The sequence below is a fragment of the Methanobrevibacter boviskoreani JH1 genome (genome assembly GCF_000320505.1).
GTDB lineage: Archaea > Methanobacteriota > Methanobacteria > Methanobacteriales > Methanobacteriaceae > Methanarmilla > Methanarmilla boviskoreani.
Genome location: NZ_BAGX02000016.1, coordinates 1 through 17,991, shown reverse-complemented (window position 1 = coordinate 17,991; position 17,991 = coordinate 1). Strand labels below are relative to the sequence as shown.

Sequence of the window (17,991 nt, the reverse complement as noted above, 5' to 3'; positions counted from 1 at the left end):
TAGTTTTAGTTTTATTTTTATAATATCTGTTTAAGTATTTCTATTAAGAAATTTCTTCAATGTTTTAATAATCTATATCGAATGGTTCTGTAGTAACAATCTTAGGTAATTTGCCTATAGTACCAACTAACTGGCCAATAGTAATTAAAACTCCATCATAATAATCTTTATAGTCTTCGGCACTTTCAAGACCATTTGTCATTCCCTCCTCATCACTTTCGCCATATACATCATTAGCTATTCTTGTTGCAAGACCATCACAAATACTGGCTTTCGGACCTACAACAGTAACGGATTCCGAATTTCCAAAACTTATGGAATGTCCAACAGTTGCAGATGAGGTACAGATTCCAAGAGCTTTATCCCTTGCTTTTAATTTAAATCCAATATCCTTTATGGTATTTGAATAAATACCGCAAACCATAGGCTTATTATTGATAATGGATATATCTCCCCCATTTTCCACAGAACTTAATTTTGTACCTTTATTTATAAGATAGTTTAAAGATAGTTCGGATATTGTGCCTGCTACAGTTGCCATAGGTCCCACATTACTTATTTTACTTGCATGATGCATACTATTGATGATACTTGAATTATCTTCTGGTTTTTCATCCAAAGGTTCAAGTCTATTTAGAAAATCGGGATTTGTATAGATATATCTTTTTAAATCTTTTCTTATTGTCCGAATATAATTTTCTAGATTATGATTTAAAATATCTGATATAAGTCTAATATGGGTTTCTTCAATATTTATATGTTGAATATTTTTTTTATTCATTTTAATCATTTTTTAAATTTAAGCTGATGGTTTATATTGGATTTAAGTTGTTTAAACATCTTAATCGTTTATTATTGCTTAATTGATTGGTTTATATTGGATTTAATTTGTTTAAACATTATTTTTTTGTATTATTATTGAATTTGAATTGTTGATTGATTCAAACTTATTTAAGCATTATTTAAAATATTAATTTAATTAAATAAATTCCTTTTGGATAAATCAAATTCTCTTTTTCTTATTCTATCAATACTTTTATAAACTATTAGATTTTAATTATTAATTAATTTTATAATATTATTTTTAATTGATGGTGAAATAGAATATGAAAGCTTTTAAATTTCTTTTAAAAGATAGAGAATCAAAACCTCGTAATAAAGGTATAACTATGGTTTTGGATAAAGGATTAGGATATGAAACTGCTAAATGTTTAATGGAATTAGCAGGGGAATATGTGGACTATTTAAAATTTGGTTGGGGCACTACCGTTGTTCAGGATGAACATATCGTTAAAGCTAAAATTAAAATGTATAAAAAATATGATATTAAACCATATACTGGCGGAACATTATTTGAGCTAGCATATTTGAATAATAAGGTTCCTGAGTTTTTCGATGAGGCTAAAAGATTAGGTTTTGATACATTAGAAATATCTAATGGTTCTACCGAGTTGTCATATGATAAAAAATTAGATTATATTGAAGAGGCTGTAAGCAATGGTTTTCATGTTTTATCGGAGGTTGGTAAGAAAAATCCAGTTCTTGATAAGGACATCACCCTTGATGAGAGGATACAACATATGGAAAATGAATTAAATGCAGGTTCTAATAAAGTTATTGTTGAGGCAAGAGAAGGCGGAAAGAATATTGGAATATTTGATGAGGCAGGTAAAGCTAAAGATGATGAGATAGATTATATTATAAATAATATGTCTGATCCTGATAAGATTATATGGGAGGCTCCTCAAAAAGATCAACAGGTTTATTTTGTTTTAAAACTTGGTCGTGATGTTAATTTGGGAAATATTCCAACAGATGATATCATATCCCTTGAAACGATAAGATGTGGATTGAGGGGAGATACCTTAGGTAAATTCTAAAGAATTTATTTTCTCTTATTGTAAGTGCAACCTTACATTTTTTTAAATATTATTTTTGTTATTGTAAGTGTGACATTGCATTTTTTTTTAAAATCTCATTTTCTCTTATTGTAAGTGTAACCTTACATTTTTTTAAAATCTTATTTTTATCTATTTTTTAATAAAACCCTTGAAAATCTATAAAACTTATAGATATGCTTATTTTGTTCATAATTTTTTAAAATGATTATATAATTAAATTGATTATTTGATAATAATCTCTATTTCGTTGTTATAATTTTATGTTTAAATGATTTTTTAGTAATGTTAAGTTAACATTTTGGGCTAAAAAGTAATATTAAGCTTACATACGTGCTAAAAATCTTTATATACTTTGAAAAATTATTATTAACTATGTATTTTTTATTTTAGTATTTATTTGATTTTGTTTTAAAAATAAATATTAAAAGTTTAGGAGTGTATTTGCTTGGAGAGAACTATTGAAAATATTAATGAAAAGATTGAAAATGGTGATGTGCAAGTTTACTCAGCATCTGATTTTAAGGAATCTATCCGTAATGGTGATGTGCCTTCATTCGAGGAGGTTGATGTTGTAACTTGTGGAACCTGTGGTATAATGAGTGGTACATCTGCTATTTTTAACATTATTGTTTCAGAACCTGGTTCATTTAAAAAAGCCAATAAAATTTATTTAAATGGAATTCCTGCTCAAGTAGGTCCTTGTCCAAATGAATTATTAGGTTCCGTTGATTGTATTATAAATGGAACAGGCCGTAGTAAGGATGATATAAATTATGGTGGAGGTTTCTTATTTAATGATTTACTTAAAGGTAAAGATATTGAAGTAGAAGTTGAAACCTATGAAGGTAAAACTATTAGAACTACTACTAATTTAGATGAGATTGTAACTGCACATATGATAGGTACAAGAAATGCATTTAAAAATTATACTGCATTTGTTAATACCGGTGATAAACCTATCAATTCCATTTTTTATGCTAAGCCTATGGAATCTGGTTTTGATAAGATTTCATTTTCAGGTTGTGGAGATATAAACCCACTTCAAAATGATCCTAAGAGAAATGTCATTAAAATGGGGGCTAAAATTTTATTAAATGGTTCAGAAGGTTTAGTTTTAGGTTCCGGTACAAGATCAAGTGATGAGGCACCAAATTTAATGTTGTCTGCTGATTTAAAAAAGATGGATCCCTATTATATAGGGGGTTTTATGACTGGTATGGGTCCTGAGGTATATGACTCTGTAGCTATTCCAATTCCTGTTTTAAATGAGGGGATATATAATAATTTACTTGTATTAAATGAAGATGTTCCCCTTAAGGTTGCAGATATTAAAGGAAGAAGCTATCACATTACTGATACCGATTATGGTCAAATGTGGAATGGTCACGACATTAACAGACCTAAATTTGATGAGGGTAAATGTATTGGATGTGACGTATGTGCTGTAGAGGAGAATTGTCCTACTAACTCCGTAAAACATATGATTCAAAATAATAAAATAATTGTTGAATTAGATAATGAAGCCTGTTTTGGTTGCGGAATATGTTCTACTTACTGTGTTGGAAATGTATTTGAGTTGGATACAGGTATGGCTAATTTAAACATTGACGGAGAGAATCACAGTGTTCATATCACTTCACGTCAATCAGATAGGTTAAGGGCTAATCATATAATCAATGATTTAGTTGATAGAATTAATGACGGTTCATTTAAATTTTCATATTAGTTATTTTCTGAGGTTATTTAATGGGAAATGAGTTTAAAGAAGGAACTTTGGATCTTGCAAATTTTATAATGGCTGATTTAAAGTTTACAGTTGGAGATAATCTTTTAAAATGTGTACAGTGTGGAATGTGTACCTCAACTTGCCCTGGTGCACAGCATTCTAATTATAATCCGAGAGATATGATAGAGAAAATACTCAAAGGTGAAACTTCCATTATTGATGATGAGGATCTTTGGTATTGTTTCTATTGTTATACTTGCCATAGTACTTGTCCAGTAGGTAATAGTCCATGTCAGGCTAATCAGGTATTAAGACAAATTAAGATATCCCGTGGAGAAGCTGATGCTCATTTAAGACCATTTTTAGGTTTTGGATATAGTTTTTTAAATAATGGAATTGGCGGAATTCCTTCAAATTTCTTTCCTGAAATGAGGGAAGATATAGGGGAAGATTGGTGGAATTTCAAATGTGACCTTGATGATATACGTGAAAATTTAGGTTTAGGACCTGTAATTCCTCCTAAGGAAACCATTGATGAGGTTTCCACTATTCTAAAACAGGCAGGTTTTGAAAAGAGATTGGAAGAAGTAAAAAGAATTAAAGATAATGAAAAAGTCGAAAAAAGCACTGAATGATTTTCAGTTTTTAAAATTATTTTAAACTTTAAGAGGGAGATTATGGTGGAGATTCCAGATAAGGACATTTTACTTTTTAAAAGTTGTCTTGTTAGTGTAGAGTATCCGGGTATAGAATCATCTACAAAATATGTATTTGATAAGATAGGTGTTGGCTATCATATTGATAAGGGTCAAACCTGTTGTACCGGATTAGGTCATTATTCCGATGTATTTGATCAATTGTCAACTACTGTTAATGGTGCAAGACATTTTGCACTTGCAAAAAAATTAAATCGTCCTAATTTTGTAACAATGTGTGCAACTTGTTATGCAATTAATAAAAAGTGTGGAGAATTACTTAATACAGATGAGAACCTAAGAAATAAGGTTAATAATATTTTTGATAAATCTGGTTATGGTTGGATGAAGTATACTCAGGGAGATATTGTTCCTGAGGAAAACATATTCCATATTGTGGATATTTTTTACAGTAAACGAAGAGAAATTGCTGAAAATCTTGTATATGATCTTTCTGATATTGTTATGGCGACACATCATGGTTGTCATTACTATAAGGCACATTATAAAGAGGATATTACAAGTATTAGAAATCCCCATATTTTAGATGATGTAATACAATCTTTAGGTGTGAATACTATTGGTTGGTATGATTTTAAAAGAGCTACCTGTGGAAGTGGTATTTCACAGAGATTTGTACATAAGGAATCTTGTCTTGATGCAACTGAAGATAAGTTAAAATCTCTAAAAGATAATAATACAGATTTATTAGTCCATTTGTGTCCTAATTGTCAAGTACAATTTGATAGATACCAACCATATATTGATGAAACAAGGGATAAGAATTATGGTTTCGCACATTTAAATATTGCCCAGCTTGTAGCTTTGGCATTAGGTGGTGACCCATATAAAGTTTTAGGAATTCAAACTCATACATGTCCAGTTGAACCTATTATTAATAAATTAAAACCAATATCAAATAAAAGAAAGGAAGAAATTATTAAACATCTTGATGAGAGAATTGAGTTTGAAAGCTCTCCGGAATATAATGTGGATATGGATCCAGAACCGTTTGTATTTACAGGCTAAAAAGGGGTGAAGTAATGGAGTCTAATGATTTAAAAATTGGTGTTTTTCTCTGTCATTGTGGGGGGAATATTTCAGATATAATAGATTTGGAAAGAGTGAAGGAATCTGTTGACGTAGATGTGATAGCCGAATTTACAAATTTATGTTCTATTAAAGGTCGTAAAATAATTAGGGATAATATTATTGGTGAAGATTTGGATAGGGTGGTGATAGCAGCATGTTCTCCAGAATCTCATGGAAAAACTTTTCAGGAATATATTCAGCCATTAAATCCTTTTTTAATGGATATGGCTAATATTCGTGAGCAATGTTCCTGGGTACATAGCACATGTTCAGATGAATTTAATCAAAAGGCAACTGATAAAGTTATTACTTTAATCAATGCTTCAATAGAAAAGGTTAAAAAATCTGAAGCCGTTGATCCAATTGTCGTTCAAACGCCTAATAGTGCTGCAGTTGTTGGTGGAGGTATTGCAGGAATGAGTGCAGCATTGTCACTTGGAAAACAAGGAATTAAAACATATTTGATAGAACAATCACCAAGTATCGGTGGACATATGGCTAAAATCGGTAAGGTTTTTTCACCAGTTAAGATTGCAGAGGAATGCGGTCTCTGTCTTTTAAATCCTGTTTTGAATGATGTTGTATGGAATGATAATATTGAAATTATGACAAATTCTAAAGTCATAAAGGCTACAAGACGTGGTGGTAGCTTTAACTTACTTATTGAAAATAAACCCCGTTATGTTGATGGTGACAAATGTATTTCATGTGGTGACTGTGCAGAGGTTTGCAGTCAAGAAATTCCCGATGATTGGAATGATGGATTAACATATAGGAAAGCTATTTACAAACCATTTTCCCAGTGTTATCCAGATAGTTATGTAATTGATATGGATAACTGTGATAAATGTGGGGATTGTAAACGTGAATGTTCAATGAATGCTATAAGTCTTAGAGGGGAGAAGGAGATTGTTCCATTGGAAGTAGGTTCTGTAATACTGGCTACTGGTCATGAATTGTTTGACCCTAATTTACGTCCTGACTATGCTTACTTCAGATATGATGATGTAATAACCCAAAGTGAACTTGGAAGAATATTAGGTGTTAACGGCCCTACAAAAGGTAAATTCCAGTGTTTGTCTGACGGTCACATACCAAAAACAGTGGTTATGGTCCAATGTGTAGGTTCAAGGGATGAAAAACCTAATTCTGTTAAGTATTGTTGTAAGGTAGGATGTATGGTAGCACTTAAGAATGCAAATATCATTAAACATAAACATCCAGATACCGATATTTATATTTGTTATACAGATATGCGTACTCCGGGAATGTTTGAAAAATATTACAAGCATGTACAAGCTAATGGAGTAAGATTAATTAGGGGTCGTCCTGGAGAAATTGGTAAAAGAGATGGCCATTTGGTTGTAAGAGTTGAAGATACTGTTAATAGGGAATTTAGAGAAATTGATACAGATATGGTAGTTTTAACTACAGGTTTGAAACCTTCTAAAGGAACGGAAGAGGTTGCAAAAATATTCGATGTGTCTGTTACAGAGGACGGTTTTATCAAAGAGGCAAATCCCAAAATTAAACCAGTTACAACCGATGTTCAAGGGGCGTTTGTGGCAGGTACTGCTCAAGATCCAAAAGATATTACTGAAAGTATTCTGCAAGCCACAGCAGCTGCAAGTAAGGTATCCGAGATTGTAAACAATGGTATAGAGGTTGAACCATTTATTGCGGATATTGATTACGAGATATGTGATCTATGTATGGACTGTATTGAGGTATGTAAATACAAATCAATTTCCGTATACAATGAAAAATTATATATTGATCCTATGAGTTGTTCCGGTTGTGGAAACTGTATTGCTAAATGTGATAAGGATGCAATTAGTATTAATGGTAATATTGATGAGATGATATTTGCAACTATTGATGGAATGTTAAAAAATAAAAAACCTGGTGAAAAGCGTATTTTGGCATTTCTTGATGATATTGGCTATACTTCTGCAGATAATATTGGAATTAACAGATTGTCCTATCCGGAGTCAATACATATTATAAAAGTTATATCAGTAAATAGGGTAATGCCTAAACACATTATATATGCTCTTAAAAATGGTGCTGACGGAATATTTATAGGGGAATATCCTGGAGACTTAATGTTTGATGAGATAAATCATAATATTCAAAAGATTAAAAATGAAATCAAATTAAATAATATGAATCCTGAAAGACTAGGATTTTCTAAGGTATATATCCCATATTTTTCAGGTCTTGCACGTAAATTTAGAGAGTTTGATGAAAAAATAGAAGAATTAAATCAGTTAGCTAAATAGTTTAGAAGATTAATCAAATATTGATTTATTTTTAAAATCTATTTTATATTGATTTCTTTTTTTATTTTTTTATTGATTTTTGTTATATCGTTCGTTTTTTTATTTTCAGCTATTCCTTTTAGTTTTGTTTTTATTTCTGTGTTTTAGCTATTTTTTGATTGCCTTATATTTTTATTGTTTATGGTGTTTTATTCTATTTGATTTTATTTTAATCGTTAATTATTAAATAGAATCATTTTTTTTAAAATGATTGCTAAATTGAATCATTCCTCTTTTAAAAATTAAATTTTATTTGTCATATTAACTTTTAAATTTGTTTCAATTTTATACTTATATAATATATAATAATATTATATAGTATCAAAAATTATTAGTAAAATTATTGAAAAATATTTGATTAAGTACTAGATATTAAAATTTTTTTAAATTCTTTTTTATGATACGATAACATGGCATTAATAAATACAACTTTTAAATCAATAGCATTAGGTAGAAATGTATCTTTTACTGCAGTTTTACCTGTAGATAATATGGATTATTTAAATGAAAGGAATAGATCATTAAAAGGACCATATAAAACTTTATATTTGCTTAATGGTTTATATGGCGATTGTACAGAATGGTTAACACATACTGATATTAAAAGAATTGCTGAGAGAAATAATCTTGCTGTTATAATGCCTAGTGGTGAGAATAGTTTTTACCGTAATCACATTGAAGACAATAGATTATTTTCTACCTATATTGGTGTGGAACTAGTAGATATTACACGGGATATGTTTAATTTATCTAATAAAAAAGAGGATACCTTTATTGGAGGATATTCGATGGGTGGTTATGGTGCTTTATATAATGGATTTAAATATAACAATAGATTTTCAAAGATTATAGCTCTTTCACCGGCTTTAATTTTGGAAAATAAATTTGATAAAGATAATAAATCTAGTTTTAAGTATAATCAAAATTTTTTTGAGTGGTGTTTTGGTTCTTCCCAAAATATTGTAAAAACAGAGGCAAATCCTGAAGTTTTATTAAATAATCTAATTGATAATAATGAGTTTATACCGGATATCTATCTTGCATGTGGGGAAGATGATGATTTAATCGGTTCCTGCCGCAAATTTAAAGGATTTTTAGATGACAGCCATATTGATTTTAGATATAAGGAAGGTAAGGGTGGTCATGAATGGGATTATTGGAATGGATTAATGGATGATATTATTAAATGGTTAAATATAGAATACAAATAATTAAATTCATTTAAATTCTTTAAACTTAATTAAGTGTGTCATTAAAATCTTTACATTTAAGTAAATACTTCTTAAAAATTTTAAAAGAGATGTATATATTAACTTTAAAAAACAAGTTAAAAATTTAAAGGGTAGAATATTTAAATCTCATCCATAAATCTATCTCTTATCTCATCAGGGGATAAATCTATTACCGGAGCTTTTGTATTTCCCACTTCTACTTTATACTCTATAAAATAACATTTATTGCTTTCAAGAATATCCTTAAAGTTGATATCTTCAAAATTATATGCATTTTCAAAGCCAGAGTCTTTAGCTAATTTTACAAGATCTAAATCTTTTGCATATGTTTCCTGATTACCTGTTGAACCATAAGCCCCATTATTAATTACTATCCATATAAGATTGGAGGGTTGATATTTTCCAGCTGTAATCAATGAACCTAAATTCATAAGTAATGCGCCGTCACCATCAAGAACTACTACTTTTTTCTCTTGAGATAATGCAAGTCCAAGTCCAATTGATGAAACTAATCCCATGGAGCCTATCATATAGAAATTTCTTTTCCTGTCTCTTACTTGGTATAACTCTTTAGAGGGAACTCCAATATTTGCAACTACAAGTTCGTCGGTAATGTCTTTCATAATTTCTTTAATTGCATCAATACGTGTAGCCATTTTTATTCCTCCTCTAATTTCCAGTACTTAATTTCAAGAAGTATGCTAACAGGTTTACCTTCTTCTACAGCATCGTTCCATGAATTTTTAACAATATTATATGCTTCTGTAATTTTATATGGCTTATAATAATCTAAATTAAGTGATTCAAGAAGTTTTGGAGTAGCTTTACCCATTGGAACCTGACCAACTATGGATTCTCCCTTAGTTCCCCTATGGCTCATAATCATTACAAGTGGAAATGAATATAATTCATAGAGGGAACATAATGCATTTATACAGTTTCCAAGTCCTGAATTCTGCATTAAAATACATGTTCGTTTTCCTGCCATATATGCTCCTGCACAAATTCCAAGTCCTTCCTCTTCACGTGTTACAGGTATATGGGTAATTTCATTATCATTATCAATTAATTTTAACAATTCTTTTAAATTAGCGCACGGTACACTTACAATAAAGTTAATACCTGCACTTTTAATACCATTATAAATAGCTTCACTACTATTCATTTTATTCGACCATTGTTCTTTTTTTTTAGTTTTTATTTATGACTTAAATATTATTTAAATGAAATAACAAAATACTAATATATATAAATAAATATATTAATTATATATTTAAGAATTTTGAATTAATATTTCTGATTAATTTTATTTAAATGAAATATATTGATTTAATTTAAGGATAAAGGTGTTATAATGAAAGCAGATGCTGTAAAAATAGCAGATGGTGTATACTGGGTAGGTGCTCTCGATTGGGATGCTCGTGAATTCCACGGATATACCTTAAATGGTACAACCTACAATTGTTATCTTGTATTTGGTGATGATAAGATTGCTTTAATTGATAATGTATATGGCGGATTTTTCCCTCAACAATGGGCTAGAATCGAAGATGCCTTTGCTCAGGAAGGTAAAGATGAGATTCAGATAGATGTTGTTGTACAGAATCATATTGAAAATGATCATAGTACCACATTACCTACTATTGTGGATAAATTCCCTGATGTGGAAATTTATTGTACTCAAATTGCAATTCCTGGTCTTAAAAAACTTTTCCCAGTTTTAGAAGATAAGGAAATGAATCCTATTAAAACCGGTGATACCTTGGATATTGGTGGTAAATCATTTACTTTTATCAATGCTCCAATGCTTCACTGGACAGATAGTAACTTTACTTTATATAACGAAGAGGGAATTTTATTCTCCAATGATGCATTTGGTCAACATTATTGCAGTGGTAAAAGATATGATGTTGATGTGGATGCTAAAGAACTTGAAAATGTTGCAAAAAAATATTATGCGAATTTAATTACATTATCTTCACCTCTTGTAGTAAATAAAGTCAAAGAAATGGAAGATTTAGGTTTACTTCAAAAGGTAAAAATGATTGCTCCTTGTCATGGACAAATTTGGACAAATCCTCAGACTATTCTTGATCTATACACTAAATGGGCTACTGGTGATGCAGATGATAAGATTACAGTTATTTATGATACAATGCACCACTCAACTCAAAAACTAGCTCATCAAATAGCTGAGGGTATTATAAGTGAAGGTGTAGATGTCTCTATGCATTACTTAAAGGAGGACCATGAAAGTGATGTTGTAACCGATGTTTTGGATAGTAAAGCTATTTGTCTTGGTGTTCCAACAATGATGAATAATCCATATCCTAATGTTGGAAAACTCATTTACTACTTTAATTGTTTAAGTTTTGCAAATTGTGGAGTAAACAAAAAAGCTGTCACATTCTCATCTAAAGGATGGGGTGGGGGTGCTATTAAAAATCTTAATAGTGCTTTAGAAGAGGCAGGTTTCGATGTACTTGCTGATGATGTATTAGATGTTAAATTTTTACCAAATGAAAGTGAACTTGAAAAGGCTTATGAATTAGGTAAAAATATTGCAAAATTAATTAAAGAATAAATTTCTTTAATTATCTTTTTTTTAATATATTTTTTCTTAAAAATTATAATATATCTTATTTTTTTTAAATCCAAGATTTTATTTAGCTATTTATATCTATATTGAATTTTAACTTGTTTTAGGTGTTTTAATGGAATATGAGGAAATTATAAAAAAATTTGAATCATTAAGAAATGAAGAGAATATCAGAGGTCAGGAAAGATTTGGAATTAAATCTAGTAAATCATATGGTATTAGAATGCCTGAAATTAGAAAAATTGCAAAAGAAGTAGGTCATAATCATAATATTGCGGTTCAACTTTGGAATCAGGGTTATCACGAATCAAAAATTCTTGCTTTTATGGTTGAAGAAAAGGATAAATTTACAGAGGAACAATTAGATTCTTGGATTAAAGATTTTGATTCCTGGGATGTGGTAGATCAGGCTTGTATAAATTTTTTAAGACATGTCGATTTCGCAATTAATAAAATTCCCGAATGGGCAGAGTCTGATGAGGAATTCATTAAAAGAACAGCATTTTCACTTATAGCAGTACTTGCAGTTCATGAAAAAGGGGAATCTGATGATTATTTTAGGAAATATTATCCTTTAATAAAAGATGCCTCATGTGATAATCGTAATTTTGTAAAGAAATCAGTTAACTGGGCAATTCGCCAGATTGGTAAAAGGAATCTAGTTTTAAATCGTGAGGCTATTGATTTATCTAATGAAATATTAGAGAATAATTGTAAAGCTAGTAGATGGATTGGAAAGAATGCATTGAAAGAGCTTCAATCTGAAAAAGTTCAATCTAAATTGACATAAAATGGATTTTTTTTATATATTATAAATATTATGTATGAATCTTTTTTTTTGAAATTAATTTTTAAACTTTCTTAAAATGCTTATTTGATAATATAAAAATTTTTACTAAGTATTTAGCTAAATATAATATTGTTCAGTTCTTATTTTATTTTAAAATAAATTTATATTCAAGAAATTTTTAATTTTTTGCTATTTTTTCGAAAAGTTTTTATATAACCTTAAACCCACTATATAATAATAGACTATTTATATAGTTTTTTATTTTTAAAAATTTTATATTTATTATAATTTTATTAAAAATTTATTTTTAAATATTTTAGCTTAAAAGCTTATTGAATTATTATAATTAAGGTGATATGATGGCAAATAATGTGAATCAACCAATTTTCATCTTACCTCAAGGTAGTGAAAGATTCAAAGGTAGAGATGCACTTCATTTAAATATTAGAGCTGCAAAAGCATTGTCTAGTATAGTTAGAACTACTCTTGGACCTAAAGGCCAAGATAAAATGTTAGTTAATAAAAAATTAAATGATGTTATTGTAACTAATGATGGAGCTACCATATTAAGAGAAATGAGTATTACACAACCTGCAGCAAGAATGCTTGTAGATATTGCTATTAAACAAGAAGATGTAGTTGGAGATGGAACTACTTCCGTAGTTATTATTGCAGGGGAATTACTTGCACAAGCTCAAGAATTAATTGACAATGGAGTTCCAGCACCTATTGTATTAAAAGGTTATGAGGATGCTAAAAATAAAACTCTTGAGATTTTAGAGGATATTGCTATTGAAGCAGATGATGATGAAATACTTAAAAAGGTTGCAATGACTGCAATGACTGGTAAGGGTGCAGAATATGCTAAGGATCATCTTGCTGATATTGTTGTAAAATCTTGTAGAAAAGTAACAGATGATGGAAAAGTATATAATAAACGTGTAAATACTCAAAGAATTAATGGTGGTTCAATTGATGATTCTGAAGTTGTAGATGGATTATTAGTTGATAATACACCTGTTGACCCTAATATGGAAACTGATATTAAGGATGCTAAAATTGCTCTTTTAAAATATCCTATTGAAGTTAGGGATTTAACAATGAATTCAAAAATTGATTTATCATCACCTTCCGCAATGAATGCTTTTCTTGAAAACGAGCAAGAAATTCTTAAAGATTTAGTTAAATGTGTAAAAGATTCAGGCGCTAATGTTTTAATGTGTCAAAAAGGTATAGATGATATGGCTGCACATTATCTTAAAGAGGCAGGTATTACAGCATTTAAACGTGTTAAGAATACTGATATGGATAGATTAGAACAAGCTACCGGTGGAAAAATTATTCTCGATGTTCAAGATTTAAAACCTGAACATCTAGGTCATGCTGGCCATATTTACACTGAGAAAATATTTGACCAGGAAGTTACCTTCTTTAAGGATCTAGAGGATTCTAAAGCATGTTCAATTATTTTAAGAGGTTCTACAAGATATGTCACTGGGGAGTTAGCTCTTGCTATGGATGACGCTATGGGTGTAGTATCTGCAACTATTGAAGATGGAGAGGTAGTTGTTGGTGGGGGAGCACCTGAGATAGAAATGGCTAGAAGACTTCGTGATTATAGTGAAACTGTTAGTGGTAAAGAACAATTAGCTATTAAAGGATTTGCAAAAGCTTTAGAAGTTGTTCCAAGAACTTTAGCTGAAAACGCAGGTTTGGATACAGTAAACATTATTGCTGAATTAATAGGCTCTCATGAAAACTCAAACACAATGGGTCTCGATGTTTATCAGGGTAAAGTTGTAGATATGTCTGATGAGGTAATTGAACCTATTAGAGTTAAAAAACAGGCTATTAATGCTGCAACTGAAGCATCTTCAATGATTATCCGTATTGATGATGTTGTTGCTGCTAAAAATGCGCTTAAACAAACTGGTCCTACTGATGATCCTGCAAGTCAAATAGCAGGTGTACCTGGTGCTGGTCAGTTAGGTGACGCAGGAATGCCACCGATGTAGAATCTTCTACATTTTTTATTTTTATCTAAAAACCTTTTTTAATTTTTCTAATTTTATTCTTTTTATCTATTTTTTTTAATTTTAATTGATTTTTATTGTTTTTTTATTAAAGTTAATTGATTTTTTTTATTGATTTTTACTGTATTTTTTTTAATTTTAATTGATTTTTATTGTTTTTTTATTAAAGTTAATTGATTTTTTTTATTGATTTTTACTGTATTTTTTTTAATTTCAATTGATTTTTCATGTTTTTTCATTGTTTTTTAGTGTATTTTTTTAAGGTTAATCGATTTTTTATTAAATTTAGTTGATTTTTTTATTGTTTTTTTAGTGTATTTTTTTTTAAGGTTAATCGATTTTTCATTAAATTTAGTTGATTTTTCTTATTTAATCTCATTAGTTTTTCTAAAATTTTTTCATGATTTTCCGCTGTATTTTTTCCAATTTTTTTACTATTTTTTTAAAATTTTTACAATTTTTTTTCAATTTTCTATAAATTTATTAAAAAGGTTTAAAATGGGTTATTTTATGATTGTTCTATTAATTTTCTTTATTTTTTAATAAAAAAACTATATTTTTAATAATTTTAATATAAATAACCTTGTTTATATGCTATTTTAATATAAATACTTAATAAAAACTCATATTTAAATTTATGAATTTAGTTAACTTAATTTTTAAATTTTTTATTTATATGCTTTTTTTATTAAATTTGTTTATTATTATAGTTTTTTTATTAATTTCTAATATTTTTGCATTATTTTTATTGATTTACAATTAATTTAAGCTTGTTTTCTTAAAGAAAACATTTATATAAGATTTATGTTAAAAGTGTATATTGTACTAAGTCAAATCCAATATCTTGTAAAATTTTAAAAATTTTTAAGGAATTGTAATTTGATTTTTTATATATGTTTTTAAAATTTTTCTTGAATTGTGTTTGATTTTTTTAAGAGTGTTAAATACAAATTAGGAGGAGAAAAATTGTCGAAGACATTTAAATATTTTACCTTATTTATGGTACTGATGGTTTTTGTAACCTTAGGTGCTATAACTGCAGCTGATGTAAATGGTACAAATAGCACATCATCTGTATTATCAAATTCTGTAGTCGAAAATACAACAATGATCAGTGAAAATAATACTGTTGATAGTGTAGTTTCAAGTACAGATAATGGTACAATAAATGGTAGTGACTCTACCGTTGAAAGTACTGAAAAATATTATAATGCTTCTTTAACAGATTCAAATTCTAATATATTATCAAACCAAAATGGAACCATAGTAACCAATAATGATTATTATGGAGAAAGTAATTCAAACGTAACAAACGTTAGTTTAAGTGTTAATAATTCTGATATTGTTTCACAGTCATCAAATAGTACAATTATTTCAAATACAAGTTTAACTGGAAATAATTTAACTAAGATTTATGGTGATAGTCAGAAGTATAACGTAACTTTAGTTGACTCTGAAGGAAACCCAATAGCTAACCAAACTGTGTATTTCAATATAACTGGAAAAACTTATAATAGAACTACTGATGCAAACGGTATTGCAAGTATGGATATTCGTTTATCTCCTAGGACTGTTGCTATAGTTTACTTTTATAGAGGTAGTGAATACTATGCGGCATCAAGTGGTACTGGGAATATTGTAATATCTAAAAGCCAAAGTAATATTACCGTGGATAATGAAGTTTTTATTTATGGTAATGATAACCGTTTAAGGATAACTTTGTATGATAGTGAAGGTAATGTATTATCTGGTAAAAATGTTTCATTTTTTATTGTTGGTAAATATTATTACCGTGTAACTGATAGTAATGGTTCAGCAGCTCTTAATATTCGTTTAAAACAAGGTAATTATCCTTGTGTTATAAGATATGCTGGTGACAATCTATATAATGGAAGTTCCATATCTGAAAATGTTGTAGTTAAAAATAATGTAACTAGTCTTACACCAATTTCTAATAACATCACATATGGATCTAATTTCAGTGTTAAATTAACTGATGTATTCGGTAATCCTATTGTAGGTAAGGTAGTTTCAATTAAGGTTTGTGGAAAAACTTATAATAAAACTACTGATGCAAACGGTAATGCTAATTTGCTTATTAGATTAAACAACGGTAAATATAAAGTAGATTATTCTTATGTTGATAATAATACCAAGTTAACCTCATCAGGTTCTACTACCATTTCAGTTGTTAAGAACACAACTTCTATTAAGGGTAATGATGTTTATATGATTGTTAACTCTAATGGAAGTTTCTCAGTTAAATTAGTTGATTATAAAGGTAATCCTATTGAAGGTAAAACAGTTAGTTTTACTTTAAACAATGTTGTTTATAATGTAACTACCGATGCTAATGGTAATGCAAAATTAAACATTAAAAATCTTAATGTTGGTACCTATGTAGTTTATTATGAATTCAATAATGACAATATTTCAGCATTATCTTCAAATGGCACAAATAAAATATTTGTAGTTAAAAATGCTACAAGTCTTTCTGCTGCTAATTTAACTATGGATAAAGGTTCTGGAAAATACTTTACTGTTAAATTATTTGATCAGTTTGGTAATCCTATTGAAAATCAAGTGATTGTTATTACTATTGCAGGTAAAACCTATAATAAAACCACTGACTCTAATGGATCAGCAAAACTTCAGATAAACTTAAATTCCGGAGTTTATAATGTTACCTATAATTTTGCAGGTACATCAGCTTATCCTTCAAGTTCAGGAAATGCTACTGTTACTGTCAAAGATGTTCAAAAGAATAATAATACTTTTGGAGTTTATGTCTTTGGAGTTAATATGTACTCAGTAAACTTATCTGAACTTGCTTCAAATGGTTTTAAAAATATTTTCTTAAACTACTATGCGGTTGAGAAATATGGTACAAGTGCTGTTGAGCAATTTATTAAAAATGCTAGTTCTTATGGAATAAGTGTCCATATTTGGATGCAAGCATTTTATGAAGGAAGTTGGGTAAATCCAACTACAGCTGGTAGTTCATATACTAACAGCAAAATAGCTGAAGCTGTAAAATATGCAAACCTTATTGGTGTAGCAGGAATTCACTTAGATTATTTAAGATTCCCTGGTACAGCATACAAATATAAAAATGCTGCTCAATATATAACTAACTTTACTAAAGATTTAGTAAATGCAGTTAAAGCAGTTAATCCTAATATTATTGTATCAGCTGCACTAATGCCTGAGACCTCAGTTAATTCATACTATTATGGTCAAGATTCCGATGAGTTAGGTAAATACTTAGATATCATTATGCCTATGGCTTATAAAGGAAATTATGGTCAAAATAGTTCCTGGATTAAATCAGTAGCAACCTATTTCAAAAATCATTCTGGTAATGCAAAAGTATGGATTGTTCTTCAATCATATGTTTCTGATGATAATACTGCCAAATTAAGTAGTACTGCATTGAAAACCGATGCTCAGAATGCAATGAACGGTGGCGCTGATGGAGTAGTGTCCTTTAGATATGCTTTAACAAATTTATTTAATGCTAGCTCATTAAGTAATAGTAGTAACAACAATAATAGTAATAATAATGGTAACAATTCAACTAGCTATGTGACTATTGCTCAGGT

Annotated in this window: 13 protein-coding genes; 10 read left to right on the top strand and 3 right to left on the bottom strand. The window is 28.9% G+C overall.

What is annotated here, in order from left to right; genetic code table 11:
* Positions 1-64: 64 nt before the first annotated feature.
* On the bottom strand, positions 65-790 hold the full coding sequence (locus tag ON24_RS03545) for a UPF0280 family protein (protein ID WP_016358286.1): 726 nt from the start codon (positions 788-790) through the stop codon (positions 65-67).
* A 316-nt stretch (positions 791-1,106) separates the two neighbouring features.
* Here ON24_RS03545 and comA point away from each other — a divergent pair, with 316 nt between their 5' ends.
* The 6 genes from comA (at position 1,107) to ON24_RS03515 (ending at position 8,946) form a co-directional block, all read left to right on the top strand.
* Positions 1,107-1,880, top strand: coding sequence for a phosphosulfolactate synthase (gene comA, locus ON24_RS03540; protein ID WP_016358287.1), 774 nt, complete (start codon positions 1,107-1,109; stop codon positions 1,878-1,880).
* A gap of 466 nt (positions 1,881-2,346) precedes the next feature.
* Positions 2,347-3,627 carry a methanogenesis marker 16 metalloprotein gene (locus ON24_RS03535; RefSeq protein ID WP_016358288.1) on the top strand — a complete coding sequence of 427 codons (1,281 nt, stop codon included), beginning with the start codon at positions 2,347-2,349 and terminating at the stop codon, positions 3,625-3,627.
* A gap of 20 nt (positions 3,628-3,647) precedes the next feature.
* Entirely contained in the window at positions 3,648-4,262 is a 615-nt protein-coding gene (gene hdrC, locus ON24_RS03530) for a ferredoxin:CoB-CoM heterodisulfide reductase subunit HdrC (protein ID WP_016358289.1), read from the top strand.
* A gap of 39 nt (positions 4,263-4,301) precedes the next feature.
* On the top strand, positions 4,302-5,351 hold the full coding sequence (hdrB, locus tag ON24_RS03525; protein WP_081585233.1) for a ferredoxin:CoB-CoM heterodisulfide reductase subunit HdrB: 1,050 nt from the start codon (positions 4,302-4,304) through the stop codon (positions 5,349-5,351).
* Between the two features lie 14 nt (positions 5,352-5,365).
* Positions 5,366-7,696: a ferredoxin:CoB-CoM heterodisulfide reductase subunit HdrA gene (gene hdrA, locus ON24_RS03520; RefSeq protein WP_040681983.1), complete on the top strand. Its 2,331-nt coding sequence runs from the start codon at positions 5,366-5,368 to the stop codon at positions 7,694-7,696.
* A 449-nt stretch (positions 7,697-8,145) separates the two neighbouring features.
* Positions 8,146-8,946, top strand: a complete 801-nt coding sequence (locus ON24_RS03515; RefSeq protein ID WP_040681982.1) for an alpha/beta hydrolase — start codon at positions 8,146-8,148, stop codon at positions 8,944-8,946.
* Positions 8,947-9,086: 140 nt separating this feature from the next.
* On the opposite strand, the gene comE is transcribed toward ON24_RS03515, so the two are convergent.
* Together comE and comD are read right to left on the bottom strand one after the other, a co-directional pair.
* Entirely contained in the window at positions 9,087-9,623 is a 537-nt protein-coding gene (gene comE / locus ON24_RS03510) for a sulfopyruvate decarboxylase subunit beta (RefSeq protein ID WP_016358293.1), read from the bottom strand.
* Between the two features lie 2 nt (positions 9,624-9,625).
* A complete protein-coding gene (gene comD / locus ON24_RS03505; RefSeq protein WP_016358294.1) occupies positions 9,626-10,132 on the bottom strand; it encodes a sulfopyruvate decarboxylase subunit alpha in 507 nt (168 codons plus the stop codon).
* 189 nt (positions 10,133-10,321) lie between these two features.
* On the opposite strand from comD, the gene ON24_RS03500 reads away from it, so the two are divergent.
* The 4 genes from ON24_RS03500 to ON24_RS03485 form a co-directional block, all read left to right on the top strand.
* Positions 10,322-11,551, top strand: a complete 1,230-nt coding sequence (locus ON24_RS03500) for an FprA family A-type flavoprotein (protein WP_016358295.1) — start codon at positions 10,322-10,324, stop codon at positions 11,549-11,551.
* 130 nt (positions 11,552-11,681) lie between these two features.
* Positions 11,682-12,356, top strand: a complete 675-nt coding sequence (locus tag ON24_RS03495) for a DNA alkylation repair protein (RefSeq protein ID WP_016358296.1) — start codon at positions 11,682-11,684, stop codon at positions 12,354-12,356.
* Between the two features lie 359 nt (positions 12,357-12,715).
* On the top strand, positions 12,716-14,371 hold the full coding sequence (gene thsA / locus ON24_RS03490) for a thermosome subunit alpha (RefSeq protein WP_016358297.1): 1,656 nt from the start codon (positions 12,716-12,718) through the stop codon (positions 14,369-14,371).
* A 984-nt stretch (positions 14,372-15,355) separates the two neighbouring features.
* Positions 15,356-17,991 (top strand): putative glycoside hydrolase (locus ON24_RS03485; RefSeq protein WP_338093121.1); only part of this gene is annotated, 2,636 nt, incomplete at its 3' end.